We start from the raw sequence: 21,711 nt of genomic DNA on the forward strand, positions 1-21,711 counted from the left end.
ACTTATCTATCTTATTTAGGCTTGCAGCTTGCTCGGTTTGGCGGTAATCGTCAACTCATCTGAAGGAGGCTGATATTCCTTTGACCAATACTCGGCATTTGAAATACCTGCCTTCTCCGGGTCAAACACCGGGTCCAGCCCTTGCCTCCGCTGCTGTTCGTAATCCTTAAGCACAAGAAGAGCAGGCTTGGCCAACAGAATCATAGCAATCAGGTTCACCCAAAGCATAATGCCGACACCCATATCCCCCAGTGTCCACGCCAGAGCCGATTCCTTGACGACCGTTCCATAGAACGTCGAACCCAGGATAACAAGCTTTAGAACGAACATGGGCCATTTGGCTTTACGGTCGGCAACCAGGTAGGCCATATTCGTTTCTGCGATGTAATAATAGGCGATAATGGTCGTAAATGCGAAAAAGAACAAGGTAATGGACAGCAGACTCGACCCAAAACCCGGAAATACCGATTCAATAGCAGCTTGTGTATATTGGGTTCCCTCTTCAACACCCGGGAGATGCTGCACAATAAAATCGCCACCAGGTCCCTTCACGTTGTACATACCTGTGAATAAGACCATAAAAGCCGTAGACGTACAGACTAAAAAGGTATCCACATACACGGAAAATGCCTGAACTAGCCCCTGTTTTGCGGGATGAGACACTTCCGCGGCTGCTGCCGGATGCGCACCTGAACCTTGCCCGGCTTCGTTGGAGTAAATGCCCCGTTTTACGCCCCAGGCAATCGCCGTCCCTGCCATACCGCCGAACACAGAATCCACGCCAAAGGCACTGCGAAAAATCAGCGAAAATACATCGGGGAGCGCAGTAATATTCGTCATCATAATATAAAAAGAGACAAGGATGTAGCCAAGTGCCATAAACGGAATGACAACCTGAGCCACATTGGCAATCCTTTTTACACCTCCAAAAATGATAAGCGCCAGCAACACGACTACTACTATCCCGGAAACCTTCATATCCATGCCAAACGAGCTATGAAAAGCTACGGCAATAGAGTTCGATTGAGTTCCCGGCATCAGTAAACACATCGCGACCAACGCAGCAACCGCAAAAATGACGGCAAACCATTTAAAGCCTGTCCCTTTTTCAATATAAAAGGCCGGGCCGCCTCGGTACTGTCCATCGCGCTTTACCTTATATACCTGAGCCAGTGTGGATTCAACAAACGCAGTAGCCGATCCGATAAAAGCCATGACCCACATCCAAAATATCGCCCCGGGTCCACCCATACCGACTGCCAATGCAATCCCAGCAATATTTCCCGTCCCAACACGCCCCGATAGCGCCATCGTAAAGGCCTGAAAAGAGGATACACCTGCCTCTGAACTTTTCCCTTTAAATACTAGACGGATCATCTCTTTGAAATGCCTGATTTGTAGGAATCGAGTCATGATCGAAAATAATAGTCCCACACCCAAACAGACATATACCACAGGATTGCTCCAAATGACGCCGTTTACTGCCTCTGCCCACTGCTCTAACATTCCTTGTATTTCCCCCTGATCAATCAATTGATTTTCTAGTCTATGTTTTCAGAAAATTTGCATAATTACAAAAAATTATAGATTAGTTTTTACCCCCATACAAGTTAATTTAATTGACATATTGTCAATTACACGTGAGCTTACCGGCTACATAAAATGACGACAAAAAAGCTCTGATGATCCGGGAATGTGGACCATCAGAGCTTTATTCTTAAGACATCAGGCGATGCCCTCTTTCTCATTTGAAGCACTAGACAATTTCAACAGTGGGGACTGCTCCGTTACCTCTCCTTGAGCGATTGGGAGGATCTCAACATATTGGGAAGAGTTTGTAATGATAACTGGCGTAATCGTAGGATAACCCTCTGCCCTGATTTGCTCAACATCAAACTCAAGCAGTAGATCCCCAGCTTTTACCTCGTCGCCTTCTTTGATATGGGAAGTAAAATATTTACCGTCCAGCTTGACTGTATCTACTCCAACATGAATCAAAACCTCTGCGCCATGGGGTGAAACAATCGCAAGCGCATGTTTTTTCTTGAACGCCACAGTGATGGTTCCATCGAAAGGGGCCACGACTCTGCCCGTTGTCGGTTGGATGGCGATACCTTTGCCCATAGCCTCTGAAGCAAATGCAGCATCTGGAACTTCTGTTAGAGCTACCACAGTTCCTTCAATCGGGCTAAGTACCTCTTCATTGGAAACATCGGTTGGTGAGGTTGATTCATTAGCCGAATTGTCGGTGGTTTCTTCCGCTTCGACCGGGTCCTCAAATCCTAAAATATAGGTCAAAATTGCCGACACCAGAAATGAAACCGTAATCCCTAAGATCAATCCCGGGAATCCTTGTCCACCGGGGCCGTAAAAGATTGGTAAGGTCAGCAACCCAGGTGCGCCGGAGGCAAATGCTTGCGTTCCCGCTTGACCGATAATGGCACCACCGGCGGCGCCGCCGATAATACCTGCAATAAACGGACGTTTCAGTGGCAACGTAACCCCATAAACTGCTGGCTCCGTGATGCCGAATAAAGCGGTAAGTGTGGCGGAACCCGCCAGCGTTTTCAGCTTTTTATTTTTCGTTTTCAGCATAACACCAAACGCAGCGCCGGTTTGAGCAAAGACGGAAGCCGAAGCAGCGGGCTTAATGCCATCCCGGCCGTTGACAGCAATGTTATTAATAAATACAGGTATAAGCCCCCAGTGAACACCAAAAATAACGAGCAGCTGCCAGCAAGCACCAAGGATTGCTCCAGCCAGCAACGGACTAAAGCTGAACGCAGCAACGAGTGCGGTAGCGATTGCGTTGCCCACATACACCCCGACTGGACCAAAGACCATCAGGGTCAGAGGAAGCATAATTACAAGTAGAATCAAAGGTGTAATAAAGTTTTTAACGCTCTCGTGGATCACTCGATTGCACCATTTTTCCAGCTTACTCATGACGATGACGGCTAAAATGATCGGAATAACGGTAGATGAATAACTCATCATAACAATAGGAATACCGAAAAAGTCCGTAGGTGTACCTTCCGTTTTTAGCGTGACAATGGTCGGGTAAAGCAACCCTCCGGCAATGGTCAGGGCAACGAAGATATTACCACCGAATTTCCGTGCCGTTGTAACCGCTAACAAGAGAGGAAGAAAATAAAACAAACTGTCGGCCGCAGCATACAAAATCATATAGGTAGTGTCTTTCGGTAGCAACCAGCCGAGGTTGCTCGCAATCAGCAGCAGACCTTTCAGAATACCGGACCCCGCCATAACTCCGAGCAACGGTGCAAAAATGCTGGAAATTACGTCGATTACGGCGCCAAATCCTTTGTTGCCTTTAGCAGAATGATCTTCTTTTCCAGTTTCATTCAAAATATTGGATACTTTGCCGATTGCATTATATACCTCTGGTACTTTGTTGCCGACTACAACCTGGAACTGACCACCGCTTTGCTTTACCGTGATAATTCCATCGGTTTTTTCCAGCTTTCCCTTGTCTGCTTTTGCCTCATCTTTTAGCACAAAACGCAGGCGAGTGGCGCAGTGAACGAGCGATATTACATTTTTTTCGCCACCTACCAGGTGTACAATTTCCTTAGCCAGTTTTTCATTACTCATGATGGACACCTCCATGTTCTAAGGGGCTTTTTACATATTTAGGCACACAAAAAACCTAAGCCTTGAAAAATGGTGGGCACTTTAGTCCCGCAATTTTTCATGACTTAGGTTTTGCCTGCATAACCAGTAACAATCCCAGTTAAAACTTATTAAATTCCTGTTACTCTCATAATATAACCAATCTACCATATTTGTCAACAAAAACTTTTAATCGTCTATTCTTGGTCTTTTTTCGTTGAAAACGTTCGACTTATCTGTTCACCACCCGTTCAATATGCACGGTCAGATACAATTTTTCTTCGTTCGTCAATTCGTGGTTGTATTCTTTTTGCACAAAAGCTCCGATTTTCTCTGTACAAGCAGCCGCTTCCTTATGCTTTTCCTTAATCATGTCATACAAATGATCATAGTTATTTTCGTAGTGATTTCCCTTAAATACGCGCTGAGCGAAAAATTTCAGATGCGTAATAAAGCGGAAATAGCTCAGAGAGTCCTCGTCAAAATCGACCTTAAAGTGATATTTTGCAATATTGATAATTTGCTGGATAAACTTCGTGATACTCATGGTCGTAATGACTTCCTCGTTCATTTCAGCATTCACGATGTGAATCGCAATATAAGCTGCTTCGTCCACAGGCAGTTCAATACCGAGCCTTTGTTTGATTTGCTCCAACGTTTTCAGACCAATTACGAATTCTTCTTTATATAGCTGCTTGACTTCCCACAATAACGCGTTTTTGATTTCCAATCCTTCCCGGTATCTTTCAACAGCGAAATTAATATGATCGGTCAGCGAAACATAAATATTTTCGTTCAGCTTTCTGTTCAGATTATGCTTGGCATCATTAATGACTTCCTCCACAATCACGATCAAATCAAGCGGTACCTCACGCAACAACATTTTAAAGTTATCGGACGTCTGCTTGTTTTTCAGGGCAAATACCTTCTGAATTCTGGTTTCGTCTACTTTGTCTCCAGGCTTTTTCTTAAAAGCAATCCCCCGACCCATTACCACGAGTTCGGTACCGTCCGTCTGGTAGACGCTGATTACATTGTTGTTGATGACCTTTGCTATGTTCATCTCGATCCCCCGTTCCATATGCCAGCAAGAGCCACACTTGCTCCATCCTCTTTATTGTAAACAGAAAAAAAACCGAAGCACGCCAAATAAACAAGACTGTAACATCTTCTTATTTGTGGCTTAGGTTTTGCCTGCTACGCAGTAACAATCCTAAAAATGATGGAATTGCGTCAAGTATAGCCCGAAGAGGAACGATTGTCAACGCTTTCAATGAAGAAACGAAGATCGGAAATCCCCGTGGGCCCGGGACGTCCGATCCTATTTTCTTGTGGTACGATTATTCGCCCAGATTTTCGCCGTCGGAATGAATTACGTTTTTGTACCAGTGGAAGCTTTTCTTTTTAATACGTTTCAACGAACCGCTTCCTTCGTTGTCGCGGTCCACATAAATATAACCGTAGCGTTTTTTCATCTCTCCTGAGGAAGCACTGACAATGTCAATAGGTCCCCAACTTGTGTAACCGATAATTTCAACTCCGTCTTGAAGAGCCTCACCCATTTCGGCAATATGCCGCTTGAGATAGTCGATCCGGTAATCGTCGTTAACTTCTCCTTCAGGCGAAACCACATCATTGGCACCAAAACCGTTTTCCACTACGAACAGGGGCTTTTGGTAACGGTCATGCAATTGGTTGGCTGTGATGCGGAATCCTTTTGGATCGATCGTCCAGCCCCATTCGGACTTGTCCAGATATGGATTGGCCACGGAGCCAAATACATTACCACTGGTCATGTTCTTGACGATTTCCGGGTCTGTGCTGGTCGTCCGGCTCGAATAGTAGCTGAATCCGATATAGTCAACGGTATGATCTTTCAGAATGGCTGCGTCGCCTGATTCCATCTCAATGTTTAATCCATGATCCTTGAAGAAGCGCTTCGCATAACCAGGATATTCGCCGCGTGACTGTACATCAATGAAGAAGTAGGACTCGCGGTCTTTTTCCATGCCCTGATACACATCTTCGGGATTACACGTATACGGATAGAAGCTACCGGCAGCAAGCATACAACCAATCTTGGCATCCGGGATAATCTCGTGACACGCTTTTACAGCCAGCGCGCTTGCCACAAGCTGATGATGTGCAGCCTGATACTGAATCTGTTTAACGTTTTCACCTTCTTGAAAAACAAGACCGGCGCCGAGAAACGGCAAATGGAGAAGCATGTTAATCTCGTTGAATGTCATCCAGTATTTCACTTTATCCTTGTAGCGGGTGAATACTGTTTTAGCATAGGTTTCAAACAGGCCTACCAGCTTCCGGCTCCGCCAGCTTCCATATTTCTCGACTAGATCCACTGGCACGTCAAAATGAGCGAGGGTAACGACTGGCTGAATGCCATGTTTATGCAACTCGTCGAACAAGTCATCGTAGAATTGCAAACCTGCTTCATTTGGAGTAGCGTCTTCTCCTGTTGGAAAAATACGAGCCCAGGCAATGGAAATACGTAGCGCCTTAAATCCCATTTCTGCAAATAGCGCGATATCCTCGCGATAGTGGTGATAGAAATCAATGGCTTCGTGGGAAGGATAGAATTCGCTTTCAAGTGGAGTCAGCGAGGGAACATTCCCTTTCATTATGCTTCTTCTCTTCTCTCCGGTAGGCAACAGATCCACCAGACTCAATCCTTTACCGTCTTCCAAATAAGCGCCCTCGGCCTGATTGGCAGCAAGAGCACCGCCCCATAAAAAGTCTTTAGGAAAAATATAACTGGACATAAACGTTCTCCTTCCAAATGTGTGATAAAGGGGTTCCTAGAGGGTGGTGATGGATATAAAAAAACCCAAACCAGCCTGTATACACTTGCAGTGTAAACAAGCCAATTCAGGTTATGCCCTATCGGTAACATCCCATGAAAAGGTTATACGTATTTGATTGAAACTCTAACAAAGATTTGGGAACCTGTCAAATTCATTTGATATAATAACACGCAATTAACAAACCAACAGCATTACGTCAATCGCCTATTGGGTAATGAATAGAACCATGAAAGAAACCCCAGATAAACGACTTTACGAAAGATACCTGGCTGTTCGTCTTTGTCTGGAAGGGCACATGTTTTCGGAAATTCGCTAATTTAAGATATTTTGTTGCAAGAAATTTAGAAAATCCCTTTGCATAGAGCCAAGAGGAATAATTTTTTTGATTATCTTGAACCTCCAATGCTGTCCTTTAATGTTAAATGACCAGATTGCAGAAGACAGATATATAGAATGATATTTTTGTTCTTGTAAATCAGCTACTTCAAATTCAACTTTTTCTACTACTTTAGATGAAAATAGATTGAGGAAAAGGATGATAATCCTATCATTATTTAGGAGTAATATAGCTCGACTTGTACAAGCTGAAAGACTCTGAGGAGTTGAATAGCAGATAAGCATGTTAGGTTCTCTATGCGATTCAGTTAGCTTATTAATAGTTTTTTTGTTAATGAATATCATAATCAAATACCTTTCTATTTGTTACTATATAAACCGCAATTAAGATCATAACCTAACCAGTAGCCGACCACTTGTTTCTAGCGGTTGTTCATTGATTCGTTTCATAAACCGGCCGGCATGAACTTAATCTTATAAAACCTCTAAAAAAACACGTTATTCGCCACATTGGATTTAAGCCATAGCCCCCTCGACTGGATCAGGTTGGGACTATAGGGCGGAAGAAAGGCCAGGTGCAGGCGTGGATGTTCCTAGTCTCAATTGACAATATAAATAGTCCCATTTGATGTTATAAACCACACCAGCAGCCCCGTGTTCATTCTCTTAGTTTCGTTGTCTCATCGCCTCAAATAATAGCACCGTAGAAGCCATCGCTGCGTTCAGTGATTCCGCTTGCCCCTGCATCGGAATGAATACCGACTCATCCACCATGCGCGCGGTAGCAGCAGAAATACCTTGGCCTTCGTTTCCGATCACAAGCCAAGTGGAAACACGCAAATCTATGGTATAGCATGACAAGCTCGCATCCAGTGAGGTGCTGAGCAAGCGGGCACCTTTACTTTTGGCCTGCGGTAAAAGCTCCTCCAGACTGCCTTCAATCACCGGCAGGTGAAACAACGATCCCATCGTGGAGCGGATCGTTTTGGGATTGTACAGGTCGGCGCAGCCATGACCCAATATTACGCCTGCGGCTCCAGCAGCGTCCGCGCTGCGGATGATGGTGCCTACATTGCCGGGGTCCTGCACCCCGTCCAGCACCATCACCAGTGCATCCGGCTGCTCCAGCAATGCCGGGAATGCGCTGCGCTCCTCCTTACGCACGATGGCAAAGACCGACTGCGGCGTCTTCGTATCGGTGCATTTTGCAATGACCGCCGCTGACACGGGAACCCATTCCACCGGCTGGTCGGCTGGATCCAGGCCATTCAGCTCGGCGGGAATGCCCTTGTCCAAATCATAGGCGACGGTTTCGACAGCCGCGTCTGAACGCAGCGCTTCCTGCACCAGATGAATACCCTCGACAATATATTTATGCTGCCGTGTGCGATGCTTTTTCTCCAGCAGTTGCGCCCACTCTTTTACACGCGCATTATTCGGTGAAATGATTTCCATTCGTTTAACCTTCCATTTCTTTGTCCGTTTCTTAAAAATAAATAATGTATCACTTCACTTGTACTTGAACATCAAGCCTTCATTAGGCTACAAATGCCAGCTCCAGCTTGGTCAGATCATCCTTGTGGCCCACAATGACCAGTACATCACCCGGCTCCAGACGATCTTCGGCATAAGGTGAAATATTCATTTCCTGATTTCTACGAATCGCCATCACATTGCAGCCGAAGCGTGCACGTATGTCTAGCTCTTTCAGGTTTTTGCCAATCATGGAATCGGCGGCTCTCATCTCCAAAATACTGTAGTCCTTGGACAGCTCGATATAATCCAAAATGTTGGGAGATGTCAAATGATGAGCTACCCGTAACCCCATATCCCGTTCAGGATAAACGACTTTATCCGCACCTATTTTTTGCAGCACTTTCCCGTGCAATTCATTTTGTGCCTTGACCACAAGAGCTGGTACGCCCATGTCCTTGAGAATCAATGTCGTCAGAATACTGGCCTGTATATCTTCGCCAATCGCAACTACGATTACGTCAAAATTACGGATACCCAGCGCTCGCAGCGCTTCCTCATCCGTCGAGTCGGCAGATACCGCATGCGTCACAATATTCGACATTTCCTGTGTACGCTGCTCGTCCGAGTCAATAGCCAGCACATCAAAACCCATCTCACTCAGCGCACTGGCAACACTGGAACCAAAACGGCCCATACCAATGACCGCATACTGTTTTTTTGCCATTCCTTCTTTACCTCCCGATCACCATACTGTCCGTCATAGTATAGCATATCATGCTACAAACATAAATTTTGACATACTTATGCCAAATGCTTCTCCATGTATACTGGACAACAGCCCAAGCCATAATACATTCGACCACTACTACAACATACGGGAGGTACACATGCCCATTACAATGGATTTACGACAAGCAATTGTTCACAAAGTACACGGCAAATCAGAAGCTGATCTTACGAACATGATTATTGGGTCAGTGGACGGACCGGAGGCCGCTTTGCCTGGATTGGGTGTCATTCTTGAAATTGCTTGGAAGCATATGAGTCCAAACCAGCAGCACGATTTCGTCCATTTGGCACATGAACAAATCGATAAAATCAAACCCGTACCTTTAACCTAGCTCTAGCTATTTAACTTTTTGTTCCGATTTAATTGTGCTCATTATTTTACCCGTATTCTAAAATGAGAATAGTCCACTCGCATTAACATCGAGTGGACTATTCGTTGTATACACTAAATGACTGAGATCTAACGGTTCTGCATACTCAATCTTATGGAGCCATTTCCAAAAACTTAGCTGTCGGGTTTTTCTCCATAGCCGTACGCATGGCATACTCGTTTTCGAACAAGGCAACATAATTGCCCTTCTTATCCTTTACCAGCGTAGAGTTAATACGGAACTTGCTCGGATCAATCTGATCATCCACAATCCAACGTGCAAATTGGAATGGCATACGCTGAAGCTGTACATCAACGCCATATTCACCCTTCATGCGGTACTCAAATACTTCAAATTGCAGTTGACCGACAACACCTAGTAGCGTATCGTCAAAGCTTACCGTACGGAACACCTGAATCATACCTTCCTCGGTCAACTGGTCAATACCCTTCAGATACTGCTTGTGCTTCAAGGCATTTTTCACCGTTACCTTGGCAAAAATCTCAGGCGAAAAGGTCGGCAATTCATCAAACACAACCTCGCTACCTTGGCTGAGTGAATCACCAATACGGAAAATACCCGGGTCAAACAATCCTATAATATCGCCAGGAAAAGCCTCCTCGACAATATCACGGTCCTGTGCCAGGAACTGCTGTGGCTGAGACAGCTTAATCTCCTTGCCCATCCGTACATGCTTAACACTCATCCCGCGTTGAAACTTACCGGAGACAATACGCAAAAATGCAATACGGTCACGGTGAGCCGGGTTCATGTTCGCTTGAATTTTAAATACATAGCCGGTAAACTTTTCGTTTGTTGGCTCAATTTCCCCAGCTGTACTACGGCGCGGCTCCGGTTTAGGAGCAAGCTGAAGGAAGTTTTCCAAAAATGTTTGTACACCAAAATTATTAATCGCACTGCCGAAGAATACAGGTGTTAATTCTCCACGCTGTACTTTTTCCATGTCAAAAGGGTCACCCGCGACGTCAAGCAACTCCAAGTCTTGGCATAATTGGTCATGCAAATATTCGCCCGCCATCTCACGAATGATTGGATCATTGTAATCTTCCACTTTTTGTACTTTGATCGTGGAATGGTCATCTCCCTGAAACAGCTCGACCTGATTTTTGACACGGTCATAGACACCACACAGCTCGCGTCCTGTACCAATCGGCCAATTCATAGGCACCGAACGGATGCCAAGCACCTGCTCCAGCTCCTCCATCAAATCAAAAGGACTGCGTCCCTCACGATCCAGTTTGTTAATGAAGGTGAAAATCGGAATTCCACGCTTCGCACAAACTTGAAACAGCTTAATCGTTTGCGCTTCCACACCTTTCGCTACGTCAATCAGCATGACTGCACTATCTGCTGCTGTTAATGTACGATACGTGTCTTCACTGAAATCCTGGTGACCTGGGGTGTCCAGAATATTGATGCGGTGACCATTATAATCAAATTGCATTACTGAGGATGTTACAGAGATCCCCCGCTGTTTTTCAATCTCCATCCAGTCACTCGTGGCGTGTTTGCTTGCTTTACGCGCTTTAACTGAACCAGCAAGACGAATCGCGCCCCCGAACAGCAGCAGCTTTTCCGTCAGTGTCGTTTTACCCGCATCCGGGTGAGAAATAATCGCAAACGTACGCCGTTTGTCGACTTCCTGTTGAAGTATATCTGTTGTTTTACTCATTTCACATATCCCTTCATGATCAAATCCATTGCATTACTGCTCAAGCTATTCATAAAAAGGCCATGACGCACGCCTGTTTTCATAAGTTCATCGGCCCTATCAGCTATATTGCCGTTAGCTCCAGTATTCGGCGTACTCCGTTACCATATTCATTATAAATACGATCTATTTACATGTTTTAGCCTGCCTTTAACTTATAATCAGTTGCAAACTGAAAACCTGAGACTAAGCTATTATAGCACACTCGGAACGCAAAGCATCCCCTTACGTCCTGAACAGGACATAGGGGGATGCAGGACAAATCGGGATTACTGAACGCCGCCTACTCGCCAGATGACATTATCTTCATCCTGACCGCTAACCGGCCACCACTTGAAGCCATCCTGCTCCAATAGCTTGTGAGCACCTTCCGGTCCCCATGAGCCTGCAGCATAGGTTTCCAGCGTATCCGGGGCCTGCTGCCATGCTTTGGCGATTCGATCGACGAATCCCCATGCCGTGGCAACCTCATCCCAACGCGTGAAGTACGTCGAATCACCCTCAATCGCATCCATCAGCAATCGTTCATAAGCCTCTGGTGAGTTGATACCCACCATACAGCTTTGGCAAAAATCCATAGCCAGTGGCTCAATATCTGATTCGGAACCGGGTTTCTTGGCATTGATTTTAATGTAAATGCCCTCCATTGGATTGACCCGAATCACGAGCAAGTTCGGTTCTAGCTTATGCTTTTGACCGAGATACACGTTCGTTGGCATGCTCTTAAATTCCACAACAATCTCCGTTGTTTTTACAGGGAGACGTTTGCCCGTACGAATATAGAACGGTACGCCAGCCCAACGGAAATTATCAACAAACACGCGTGAAGCAAAATAAGTCTCTGTGTTCGACTGTGGATCTACCTTGTCTTCTTGGCGATACCCCGGCAACTGCTGGCCGCGATAACTGCCTTCGGTGTATTGGCCACGTACCACATTGGTTTTCACATCCTCAGACGTTTCAAAAGGGCGCAGCGAACGCAGCACTTTTACCTTTTCATCACGGATATCCTCAGGCAACAAACGACTAGGTGGTTCCATCGCAATCATCGTTAGCATTTGCAACATATGGTTCTGTCCCATATCCCGCAAGGCGCCGGAATGATCGTAGTAACCTCCGCGTTCCTCCACCCCTACCGTTTCACTAAGCGTAATTTGCACATTGGCAATATGCTTATTATTCCACAGTGGTTCAAAGAAGGCGTTCGCGAAGCGGATCACCTCAATATTTTGTACCATTTCCTTACCAAGATAGTGATCAATCCGATAAATTTCTTCTTCGGCAAATACTTCTCGTATTTCAACGTTCAATTCTTGTGCAGATTCGAGGTTATAACCGAATGGCTTCTCAATTACTAGGCGATTCCAGCCTTTTCCATCCATCATGCCGCCATCTTTCAAGCTCTTCGACACGCTTCCGAATAATTCAGGAGCCAAGGCCAAATAAAACAACCGATTTCCCGGTATGTTAAACTTGCTTTCTATAGACTCCGTCTGCTGTCTCAGCTCATGGAACCCTTCGACATTGTTTATATCCAGCGATTTATATTCAAAATGCTCGGCAAATGCCTGCCATTCTTGATCATTTTCTGCTTTGTAGCGACTAAACTCCTGTATGGAAGCATACAGGTCATTACGGAATTCTTCCTCTGTGCGCGGACGCCTTGCTACACCAATAACGGCAAAATCTTCAGCAAGCTTGCCTTCGCGGTACAAGCTGTAGATAGCAGGAAAAAGCTTGCGACGAGCCAAATCGCCCGTAGCGCCAAAAATAAACAGAACTGCGCCTTGCGTCACAACAGATTCTTTAGCAGGTATGTCAGCCATGAAGTACCTCATTCTTCCCATGTCAAGATTCCGCAATCCACAATCCCCGAAATCCGCATGTAGTATTGTGTATATTTATACAAGATCATACTTGATTTTCGAAAAACATGGAACTAAAGATTTGATGATATTTTATCATATCCTACATGGATAAGCTATCCGATGAATCATAAATTTACCTTATAAGTCAGTATTCAATCGTGATGAGCGGGAAACCGAGCGTTATACGTGTATTCTGCTGCTCCCTATCTTCATGTACAGCCATCTGCATCTGGACCTGATGCTCACCGCTTTGAATCATTAACGGCAGCTCTGGAGCTTCATAGGATATAGCCACAGTAGTCGCATCCGTATATCTTTCTTTGGCCTGCATGGAGATGTTCTCTGCTAAGCTCGCCTCTGTCAGTTTCAACAGTTGATCTTTGGATTCCTTTGTATGCAGCGAACGCTGAAGGGCTGTGTTCCACTGCGCTTGAATCCCCATAGATTTTAATTGCTCAGCACAAAGCTTATGAAGCTGAATCAACCGCTCACGTCCTGCATTATTACTCTCCAGTTGAACAACTACATACCATTGTCCAGTTTGACGTTCCATCACATTTAAGCGGATTCTTAGATCCTCACTATGACGAACAGAACGATAAACCGTGTGTCCATTTTCTACGAGTTTGTTTACTGTGGGTATATTCAGCTGATCGGCTATCTGTGCCGCCACATCTGCCGGCTCTTCATGGTTAGAAATCCAATCGCCTTGCCACTTCACAACCAGCTTATCCAACGTACCCGGGGCCTGGTCCGAGATGATTAACAATGAACGTAAAGCCGTTTCTGCTTCGCGGGAATCATATCGGTTTGTCTGAAGGGTTCCGTAGCGCCAGCCAGCCAGTACCAGCACCGTTCCTAATACCAAAATTGCAATAATCCCTTTTTTAATCAGCTCTGCTTTTAACATTATCGTTCCCCCCGCTCCACAACCATCCGATTCCCACACCTACGCTCTGGTTACTTTCTTTTTCGGCTGGTTTGAAATCTATCAATCTATCAATAGCATTCCCTTTGTCAAAGGTTTTATACACACAGCTACGGCAAAGCCCTTCTAAAATATTCATCTGCCTACTGGGTGTTCGACCATACATCGTAGGCACCGTAAGAATAGACTATGATCACAATGCATCTTACACCAAAAGAGGTGAAATCATGTTTCCGATTTATCCTGTAAATGAAGCCAATGTGGCACCTCATGGTGGACGTCTGGTCTGTGCCGTTATGCGTGATGGTACACGACACATCGGCATCTTAAGTGGGTGTAGCAAAGGCAAGCTGATGTTGAACGGATATCCATCCTCCTTTCCTGGCAGTCTCTACGCCGGGAGCTACAGTAACAAAGGAAAACAATCCCCAAAAAAGAATTCCTCTAAAAAGAAAAAAAGGAATCCTAAAAACAAAGCTCGTACCTCTGCCAAACTAAATGCCTTAATTAAGCCGCCTAACGAACCTCTGAGTCCATCCTTTCCTTATGACGCAGGCGGATTTGCTGGAAATGGCAGACCAGGCTATCGCGGTGGGTACGGCGGATATGGATACGGGGCAGGGCTTGCACTAGATCTGGCTTTAATCGCCTTTTTATTCCTCCTGATCTAAACACCTTGTTATGGAACACAAAAAACCGGAGGACTATTGTCGTCTCCGGTTTTTTGTATTCGTTTATTCTACATTCTACTCTGCTAATCCGTTCTTATAGGCATAGATCGCCGCCTGTGTACGGTCTTCCACTCCTAATTTAGCGAGAAGGTTCGTGACATGGAATTTTACCGTCTTAATCCCGATAATCAGCTCATCTGCGATATCCTGATTAGACTTCCCTTGTGCCAACAGGCGAAGCACCTCCATCTCACGATCAGTCAGTTCCGTATGCGCGGGTGCCTCAGCCTGTGGCTGGCGAAATCGATTCATCATCTTGGAGGCCACCTGTGACTCTAGTACGGACTGTCCGCGTGCAGCTGCACGGATCGCATCCGCTATCTCGGAAGCACGAGACGTTTTGAGCAAATAGCTGAATGCCCCTGCCTCAATGACCGGATACATTTTCTCATCGTCCAAATAACTCGTCAGCACAATCACCTTTGTCTCTGGAAGCAGACGAGTTACTTGGCGTGTCGTTTCGATGCCATCCATGCCATCCATGACCAGATCCATCAAAATGACATTTGGCTTGTATTCGGAAGCCAACCGTATGCCTTCTTCTCCGCTTCCAGCCTCGCCGACCACTTCAATACCTTCTTCCGTCCCCAGCACCGCCGCAAGACCAATCCGTACCATTTCATGGTCGTCTACCAGCAGTACGCTAATCGGTAATTCCGTTTCCATGATCATCGTTCCTTCCGCTTTCATCATTAATAACTGGCACGGACACCTCGATCCGTGTTCCTTTTCCCGGTGCCGTTATATATTGAATAGCTCCCCCAATTTCACTGACCCGCTCCTGCATTGTGGATAATCCATATGAAGTCTGCTTTTTCTCATCCAGTTCAAAACCAATACCGTTATCCCGAATCGTCAGCCTGATGGAATCCGGGCGTTGCACGATACGAATTTCCATGCGGGTTGCTTTGGCATGACGCAATGTATTAGACATCGCTTCCTGAACAATACGAAACAAGTGGTTCTCAATGCCTTTAACCAACTGTACTCCGCTTTCAATTTCAAAATCAATCTCCATCGGTACCTTTGCCTGCAACTCCTGTACCAAATCACGCAAACCCTGCTCAAGCCGTTTTCCTTCCAGATAGACAGGCCGCAGATGAAGTAGTAACGCCCGCATTTCGGATTGTGCCACGGAAGACATTTCTTCAATTAGCGCAACTTGACGCTGCGCTTTATCAAAATCCTTATCCAGCGTCCTCCCCACAGCCGTCGCCGTCATTGAAATAGCAAATAATTGCTGTGATACGGCGTCATGCAACTCTCTGGCCAGCCGCTGCCGCTCCTCCACAATCGCAGTCATCCGTGCCTGTTCTGCCAACTGAGCATTATCCGTGGATAAGCGTTGTAAAGACGTAACTTGTTCCTGCCATTTACGCCCGATCCGTTCCAGCTGCTCTCCCAGCCTGCCAAGCTCATCATGCCCTAGGGGCGGCAACTCACGTGCAGGAGTTCCCTTTTCCCACATCAGCAACGTCTCTCTCAACATTTCCAATCTGCTTTTAAAGCGGTAGCTCTCATAAAATCCGTACATTGCCCCTGTACCAATCAACACCAGTATAACGGCTCCTGCAACTTTCAATATCATGCCCCAGGTTGGGAACGACTTCACATATCCATATGTATACAGCATATAAAAGACAACTACGCCCACAACAACACACAGGAGGATACCTTCACCCATACTGCGGGTTACCATGTTGGACGTTTTTTTATGATTCATCCCGGTTCCTCCTGATTCAATAAAATCGGACGCGGACATCGCCCGCCAAGTACGAAACGACAAACTTCACTTTATACTCACTCTGCTCAAAATGGGGAGACTTCCAAACCAGTCGATTGAGCATCCCCGCCTCATGATCCCGGTCAAACTGAATCTGTCCGAACAATACGAGCATCTCCACCTCTACACCGTAATTATCCGGTAACGTGATGTCAATGTCACCGAAGATCCCTTGTAGAAATATGACGGACTCACGTTCCTCTGGGAGAGCCAACGTCAGGTCAGCATCCACGTCCCCAACCACATGCCATATGCTTGTGCTGCGCAGACTCCAAGGCACTTCATCCCATTTATGATTGGATATAAAATTGTGCTTGAATATGGAGCTTTGACCTTTATGCAGCTTCCTTGAACGTGAATAGAATACAGCTAATGATGCTAGTGTAACTACCACAAACAGGAACAAATGATCCAGCACTAACAGTCCAGCACCAATCGCGAGCATCGTGTAACCTTTTTTGATTTTGGAATTACGGATCTTATATATTCCGGCCAACATTAGGATCAGTGCAACCACGGAGAGGAACCCAATCCACTGACCGAATAAAATGATAATCCCGATGCCAATCCCTGCCAGTGCCAAGGCTGATTTTTTTCTCTCCATGCTGCACCCCCTTTATGTTTATACAGGACGGAAAAGCCATAGTGGCGCGACATTCCGCCATATGGCTTTCCCGGACCATACAGATTGAGCACGATCATCGACCAATGTCCATTCCATACAGCATATCATAATGTCTTGTTTCCGAGTAGTCAGTCCTTCTTCATATCGACTGGTTTAGCACCTGTCTGAATTTTGGACTTAAGCTGCTGAAGCTGCTCATCCACTTTAAACTGTTTTTCAGCCTCAGCTGGATTAATATATGCTTCTCCTGGAGCTTGACGGTAAGGAGCACGCAGTACGTCAGCTTCAGCTTCCATTTGCATGATTTTTTCTTCCATACGGTGGAAGCCCAATGAAGCAGACCCACTTTCAATCGTGTGCAAACTATTGATTTGAGACATTTGCTTTTTGGCTTTCGCCATTTGAGCACGGGATACCAACTCATTGCGCTTGTTGCGCATTTTATAGAATTCATCTTTCATGTCGTGAAGCTGTTGTACCAATTCTTTTGCTTGAAGCTCAGCTTGTGTATGCAAGTCGCGGTATTCGTCCTGCTTTTGCACAAAATAAATCTTCTCTCCCAACAGCTTGCGCGCTACTTCTTCCTGACCATTTCGTAATGCGGATTCGGCTTGCTTCTCACGCTCATTGGATACACGTACCGCTTCCTCCAAACGCTGTTTCATACGTCGTTCATTCGCCATTTGCTTGGCAACCGTTACCTCAGCCTCGTGAATTTCCGCCTCCATATCGCGCAAATATTGATTCAACATAATAATCGGATCTTCCACTTTATCCAACACTTCATTCACCGATGCTCTTGTCATATCCTTCATTCTTTTAAAGATCCCCATTATTTACGATCTCCCTTCTCGAATTGCTCTACTTTTTTGCGTAACTCTGCCAATTCTTTTTTCATTGCCTTTTTCTCAATATCTTCCATCATGGAATCCAAGTCGTTGTTCTGACCTGTGTTAAATTTGGATGAGTTGCGGGCATCTTGACCAAAAAACGGGTTCGAATTGCCGTATGCGCCGCCCTGATTGTAACCAGTTCCCTGCCCATACTGCGATCTTGTATTGTTACTGCCATAATAGCGCGGGTCCTGTTGATTATAGGGTCCGCTGTCAGGGCCAAATCCTCCATCGAAAGGAGATCTCGGCTCCTTGGAGATAACCAGTGCCGCAATCACATAAATCATAAATGTGGTTCCTGCTGTAATAAAGAAACTGATCACAACCAGAATACGAATCCATGTTGAGTCCATTCCTGTTGCGTCAGAAAGACCGCCACATACACCTGTTATTACTCTATCCCGGCTTGATCTGTAAATTCGGGTCATTATCAATTTACTCCTTCCCGCTGTTGTTCAGCTTGCTTTTCAGTCTCTCCCACTCTTGTTCAAGCAACGATCCACCGCCTTGGGCATCCTGTACATGGTCGCCCTCACCCCGACGTAAATCACGCAGACTCATCGTCTCTGCTTCCATATCGGCTACCCGGTCTTCCAAGCGGTTGAACATTCGGGGAACATTTCGTCCACCGTATGTACCAGCCCGTTCGTTCATTTGCTGCTGGAGTCTCAACGTCTGTACACGTGCCGCATAATACTGACGCTTGCTGTGTACCGTTTGATATTCTGTCTTTAACGTATCTAGCTGTTGTTCTAGCTCACGTAGTGATTCACGGCTCTGCTCCCACAGTTCTCTATACTGCTCTTCTTTTTCTGCATATAGCATTTTCTCCTGAAGGGCCAGCTTCGCGATATGTTCTTCATCAGCCTTCAAAGCCAGTAGCGCCTGTTCCTCCCGTTTGGTCTGCATGGACAATGCATGATCCAACTGCTGCTTCATCTGTCTTGTGTGCATCGCATACTGTTGATGGAGTTTTTCCGCTTCGGCAATTTCCTGGCGGGTATTATACAAGAACTGGTCAATTAGTTGCACCGGGTCTTGGCTTTGTTCCAAATGCTCATTGAAGGTCGCTACCGTGATATCTCGCATTCTTCGAAAAACACTCATTTGCGTCTGCTCCTTTCACAATTCGTATTGCCATAATTTATCACTTCGTTGCTACAATCTTTTTTCATTCGTCAAACTGCTAAATCAGTAACGTCTTCTGCGGTCACTCAGCAGGGAAACACCAAATATGATCAACCCGATTGCCAGTAGCGGTCCCAGAAGCCAGGACAGTTTGCCAAGCAAAATCAGTACCCCGAGTACAAGTACGATCCAGCCGAAGAGCGCATTTCCTTTTTTCACACCGTAGTAGCCTAGCATGACCATAGCTATCGGAATTAAGTAACCAATCAGATGTCCTAAAAAGTGACCGAAAAACGGAGTAAACTTACCGAGCAGCATAATCGAACCCAACACGATCAGTACAATGGCTAACCCATTCCCTTTGTTAACTCTCATCATCTCTCACCGCCTTTCACTGTGTCTTGCTTATGTTCTTATTGTACGCTGACTTAGCGTTCGACAAAACGGACCCCAGACGGTTTTTGAACCTAGACCTAAGTCGGGGATGAATATAGACCTGCGGCTATCACCCTCTATGCTGTTCTGCTGCACGGGCTATCGAGTGTTGCTCACCCGCTTGCTTGGAGCGTAGTGACAGGACAAGACAAGCCAGTAACGCTATAGCTGCAACCATATAAGGCAGGTTAATATGAACATCGAACAACAGTCCTGCAATTAACGGTCCAATCACATTACCCAAGCTTGTATAGGACGAGTTCATTCCTGCCACAAAGCCTTGCTCATCTCCGGCCTGCCGCGATAGAGAAGTGCTTACTGCTGGACGAAGGATATCCATAGCCAGAAAAATGATAAAGGTCGTCAGCATAATCATCACATACTGTTCAGCAAATAGGGTTAGAAAAATGAAAACGCCCCCAATAGCCAAACAGAGGTGAATTACTTTTTTCTCTCCAAAACGATTAATGATCCATCCAAATATAGTTGCTTGGACAACTGCTCCCATAATGGAGCCTGTCGTTATAATGATGGCAATATCCATTGGTGTAAAACCATATTTATGGTCAACAAACAGTCCAAACACTGTTTCAAAGTTCGCTAACCCAAAAGCAACGACAAATACAATGAGTAAACCCATGAAATATGGAGATTGATATGACTTGGCAAATTGCTGCAAAAGATTTTCTTTTTGACGTGGAAGCTCTCTATTAAATTGTTGCTTTTCCTTGCTTAAAGACTCAGGCAGCACTAACAGAGACAAGATAGCCGCTATTCCCGCAGCTCCTGCTGCCGCAAAGAAGGGAATGCGTATTCCATATGTGGCAAGCAAACCGCCAATCCCTGGTCCTATTATGAAGCCTGTGTTGATCGCTGCATTGATCATTCCCATTCCCTTGCCTCTTTCCTCAAACGAGGTCACATCAGCGACATAGGCCATAATAGAAGGAGTAAGCAATGCTGCCCCTGCTCCACCCATGATTCGTGCTATGAACAGGGTAGGAATGGAATTTGCCAGTCCAAAAACAAGCTCTGATAACATGAAGATGAACATCCCAGAAACAATCAACTTTTTACGTCCATAACGATCAGACAACTTTCCTGACAATGGTGATAACAAAAGCTGTGTCAACGCAAAAGCTGCAACCATCAGCCCCATCGAGGAACCATTCATCCCTAGCTCACTTATAAACTTAGGTAACACAGGGACAACTAAGCCAATCCCCATGAATGCCAAAAAAATGTTAAGCATCAATAACAGCATTGCTCCTCGATTTCTTGTGAGTATAGACATATTTCCACCCTTCCTTTTCCGTATCTCTTTATTTAATATTAGATAAACCTTATTATTTTTCAAAAACAATTGAAACTAAAATTGTTTTCTTAGTTTTCATATACAAAAATGGCCTCTTCAAATATGCAGCATATTGTTGAGGCTATTTTTTTATTTTTCGACCAATCCGAACAACAGAATATCTACAATAGAATAAGTTGCTTCCTCTACCGTCACACTGTTATCCAGAAAGAAACGCTGATCAAGCGTTAAATTTACAGATTCAATAATAAGCTTCATGATCAGAGCCTCATTTTTGTTCACTATTATTCCTTCTCGAATGCCTTCCTGAATTAATGTTCTAATCGGAGACCAGTCATTTAAATCGGCATGCACCCTTTTCCATTGCTCAGGATAATACTTTTTCATCTGGTCCAATATTCTTAAATCGTAAAACTTATAATACAGAGGCATGACCCTAATCGACTGCTTAATCTTGTCTAACAAAGATAACTCATTATTTTCGATAATTTGCTCAGTTTTACGAATCATATCATCATTAGTACGCTCAATAAGTGTTTCTAAAATAAGCGTCTTAGACGAAAAATGTTCATACAACGTACGCTTACTAATGGCGAGTCTTTTCGCAAGATCATCCATCGTAAATTTCAAACCATTTTCATGAACTTCCTCTACAAAAGCCTCCAAAATTCTTTCCTGCATATTCGTCCTCATTTCTTTCGCGCTCAGTAAACTAGAAAAGTTTTTTCAGTACCATCATCTTACGATAAGATCAAAGCGCTGGTCAAATCCATGTTAACCTTGTTGCCAAAATCATGAATATATAATAAAAAGGATGATAAAATGCCTTTAAGCATTTTATCACCC

Annotated in this window: 19 protein-coding genes and 1 pseudogene; 2 read left to right on the forward strand and 18 right to left on the reverse strand. The window is 45.1% G+C overall.

Features of this window, described 5'->3' with window-relative positions:
• Nucleotides 1–15: 15 nt before the first annotated feature.
• The 6 genes and pseudogenes from NLX82_RS17845 to NLX82_RS17870 all read right to left on the reverse strand — a co-directional run.
• The gene (locus NLX82_RS17845; protein ID WP_071558274.1) at nt 16–1,506 is read right to left on the reverse strand and encodes an alanine/glycine:cation symporter family protein; all 1,491 of its coding nucleotides are present in this window, start codon (nt 1,504–1,506) and stop codon (nt 16–18) included.
• Nucleotides 1,507–1,725: 219 nt separating this feature from the next.
• The gene (locus tag NLX82_RS17850; protein ID WP_254348710.1) at nt 1,726–3,615 is read right to left on the reverse strand and encodes a beta-glucoside-specific PTS transporter subunit IIABC; all 1,890 of its coding nucleotides are present in this window, start codon (nt 3,613–3,615) and stop codon (nt 1,726–1,728) included.
• 250 nt (nt 3,616–3,865) lie between these two features.
• Entirely contained in the window at nt 3,866–4,696 is an 831-nt protein-coding gene (licT, locus tag NLX82_RS17855) for a BglG family transcription antiterminator LicT (protein ID WP_069080789.1), read from the reverse strand.
• A 277-nt stretch (nt 4,697–4,973) separates the two neighbouring features.
• Nucleotides 4,974–6,413, reverse strand: coding sequence for a 6-phospho-beta-glucosidase (locus NLX82_RS17860; RefSeq protein ID WP_069080787.1), 1,440 nt, complete (start codon nt 6,411–6,413; stop codon nt 4,974–4,976).
• A 1,044-nt stretch (nt 6,414–7,457) separates the two neighbouring features.
• Nucleotides 7,458–8,246, reverse strand: a complete 789-nt coding sequence (locus tag NLX82_RS17865) for a TrmH family RNA methyltransferase (protein WP_023990230.1) — start codon at nt 8,244–8,246, stop codon at nt 7,458–7,460.
• An 82-nt stretch (nt 8,247–8,328) separates the two neighbouring features.
• Nucleotides 8,329–8,994 (reverse strand): annotated as a pseudogene (locus NLX82_RS17870) (potassium channel family protein); the annotation flags it as partial.
• A gap of 160 nt (nt 8,995–9,154) precedes the next feature.
• Between NLX82_RS17870 and NLX82_RS17875 the strand changes: the two are divergent.
• Nucleotides 9,155–9,388 (forward strand): small acid-soluble spore protein SspI, encoded by a 234-nt coding sequence (locus NLX82_RS17875; protein ID WP_254348711.1) that lies wholly within the window; start codon nt 9,155–9,157, stop codon nt 9,386–9,388.
• A 151-nt stretch (nt 9,389–9,539) separates the two neighbouring features.
• On the opposite strand, the gene NLX82_RS17880 is transcribed toward NLX82_RS17875, so the two are convergent.
• The 3 genes from NLX82_RS17880 to NLX82_RS17890 form a co-directional block, all read right to left on the reverse strand.
• The gene (locus NLX82_RS17880) at nt 9,540–11,120 is read right to left on the reverse strand and encodes a peptide chain release factor 3 (RefSeq protein ID WP_013311888.1); all 1,581 of its coding nucleotides are present in this window, start codon (nt 11,118–11,120) and stop codon (nt 9,540–9,542) included.
• Nucleotides 11,121–11,428: 308 nt separating this feature from the next.
• A complete protein-coding gene (zwf, locus tag NLX82_RS17885) occupies nt 11,429–12,985 on the reverse strand; it encodes a glucose-6-phosphate dehydrogenase (protein ID WP_025723630.1) in 1,557 nt (518 codons plus the stop codon).
• 187 nt (nt 12,986–13,172) lie between these two features.
• Entirely contained in the window at nt 13,173–13,937 is a 765-nt protein-coding gene (locus tag NLX82_RS17890) for a YwmB family TATA-box binding protein (RefSeq protein WP_028541400.1), read from the reverse strand.
• Nucleotides 13,938–14,182: 245 nt separating this feature from the next.
• Between NLX82_RS17890 and NLX82_RS17895 the strand changes: the two genes are divergently transcribed.
• Nucleotides 14,183–14,626, forward strand: a complete 444-nt coding sequence (locus tag NLX82_RS17895; RefSeq protein WP_023990234.1) for a hypothetical protein — start codon at nt 14,183–14,185, stop codon at nt 14,624–14,626.
• A gap of 75 nt (nt 14,627–14,701) precedes the next feature.
• On the opposite strand, the gene NLX82_RS17900 is transcribed toward NLX82_RS17895, so the two are convergent.
• The 9 genes from NLX82_RS17900 to NLX82_RS17940 all read right to left on the reverse strand — a co-directional run bounded on the left by NLX82_RS17900 (nt 14,702) and on the right by NLX82_RS17940 (nt 21,546).
• On the reverse strand, nt 14,702–15,352 hold the full coding sequence (locus tag NLX82_RS17900) for a response regulator (protein ID WP_013372995.1): 651 nt from the start codon (nt 15,350–15,352) through the stop codon (nt 14,702–14,704).
• Nucleotides 15,330–16,409: a sensor histidine kinase gene (locus tag NLX82_RS17905; RefSeq protein WP_023990236.1), complete on the reverse strand. Its 1,080-nt coding sequence runs from the start codon at nt 16,407–16,409 to the stop codon at nt 15,330–15,332. The genes NLX82_RS17900 and NLX82_RS17905 overlap by 23 nt, the downstream gene beginning before the upstream one ends.
• A 16-nt stretch (nt 16,410–16,425) precedes the next feature.
• Nucleotides 16,426–17,073: a cell wall-active antibiotics response protein LiaF gene (gene liaF, locus NLX82_RS17910; protein ID WP_023990237.1), complete on the reverse strand. Its 648-nt coding sequence runs from the start codon at nt 17,071–17,073 to the stop codon at nt 16,426–16,428.
• A 149-nt stretch (nt 17,074–17,222) separates the two neighbouring features.
• The gene (locus NLX82_RS17915) at nt 17,223–17,927 is read right to left on the reverse strand and encodes a PspA/IM30 family protein (protein ID WP_023990238.1); all 705 of its coding nucleotides are present in this window, start codon (nt 17,925–17,927) and stop codon (nt 17,223–17,225) included.
• Complete coding sequence (locus tag NLX82_RS17920) at nt 17,927–18,415, reverse strand: PspC domain-containing protein (RefSeq protein ID WP_023990239.1); 489 nt, start codon at nt 18,413–18,415, stop codon at nt 17,927–17,929. Before NLX82_RS17920 ends, NLX82_RS17915 begins: the two co-directional genes overlap by 1 nt.
• A 7-nt stretch (nt 18,416–18,422) precedes the next feature.
• A complete protein-coding gene (locus NLX82_RS17925; protein WP_023990240.1) occupies nt 18,423–19,094 on the reverse strand; it encodes a PspA/IM30 family protein in 672 nt (223 codons plus the stop codon).
• A gap of 84 nt (nt 19,095–19,178) precedes the next feature.
• On the reverse strand, nt 19,179–19,490 hold the full coding sequence (locus NLX82_RS17930) for a LiaF transmembrane domain-containing protein (RefSeq protein ID WP_013311898.1): 312 nt from the start codon (nt 19,488–19,490) through the stop codon (nt 19,179–19,181).
• A gap of 130 nt (nt 19,491–19,620) precedes the next feature.
• The gene (locus NLX82_RS17935; protein WP_023990241.1) at nt 19,621–20,844 is read right to left on the reverse strand and encodes an MFS transporter; all 1,224 of its coding nucleotides are present in this window, start codon (nt 20,842–20,844) and stop codon (nt 19,621–19,623) included.
• Between the two features lie 150 nt (nt 20,845–20,994).
• Entirely contained in the window at nt 20,995–21,546 is a 552-nt protein-coding gene (locus NLX82_RS17940; protein WP_023990242.1) for a TetR/AcrR family transcriptional regulator, read from the reverse strand.
• Nucleotides 21,547–21,711: the final 165 nt, after the last annotated feature.

It is taken from the genome of Paenibacillus sp. A3M_27_13 (genome assembly GCF_024213315.1).
Lineage (GTDB): Bacteria > Bacillota > Bacilli > Paenibacillales > Paenibacillaceae > Paenibacillus > Paenibacillus polymyxa_B.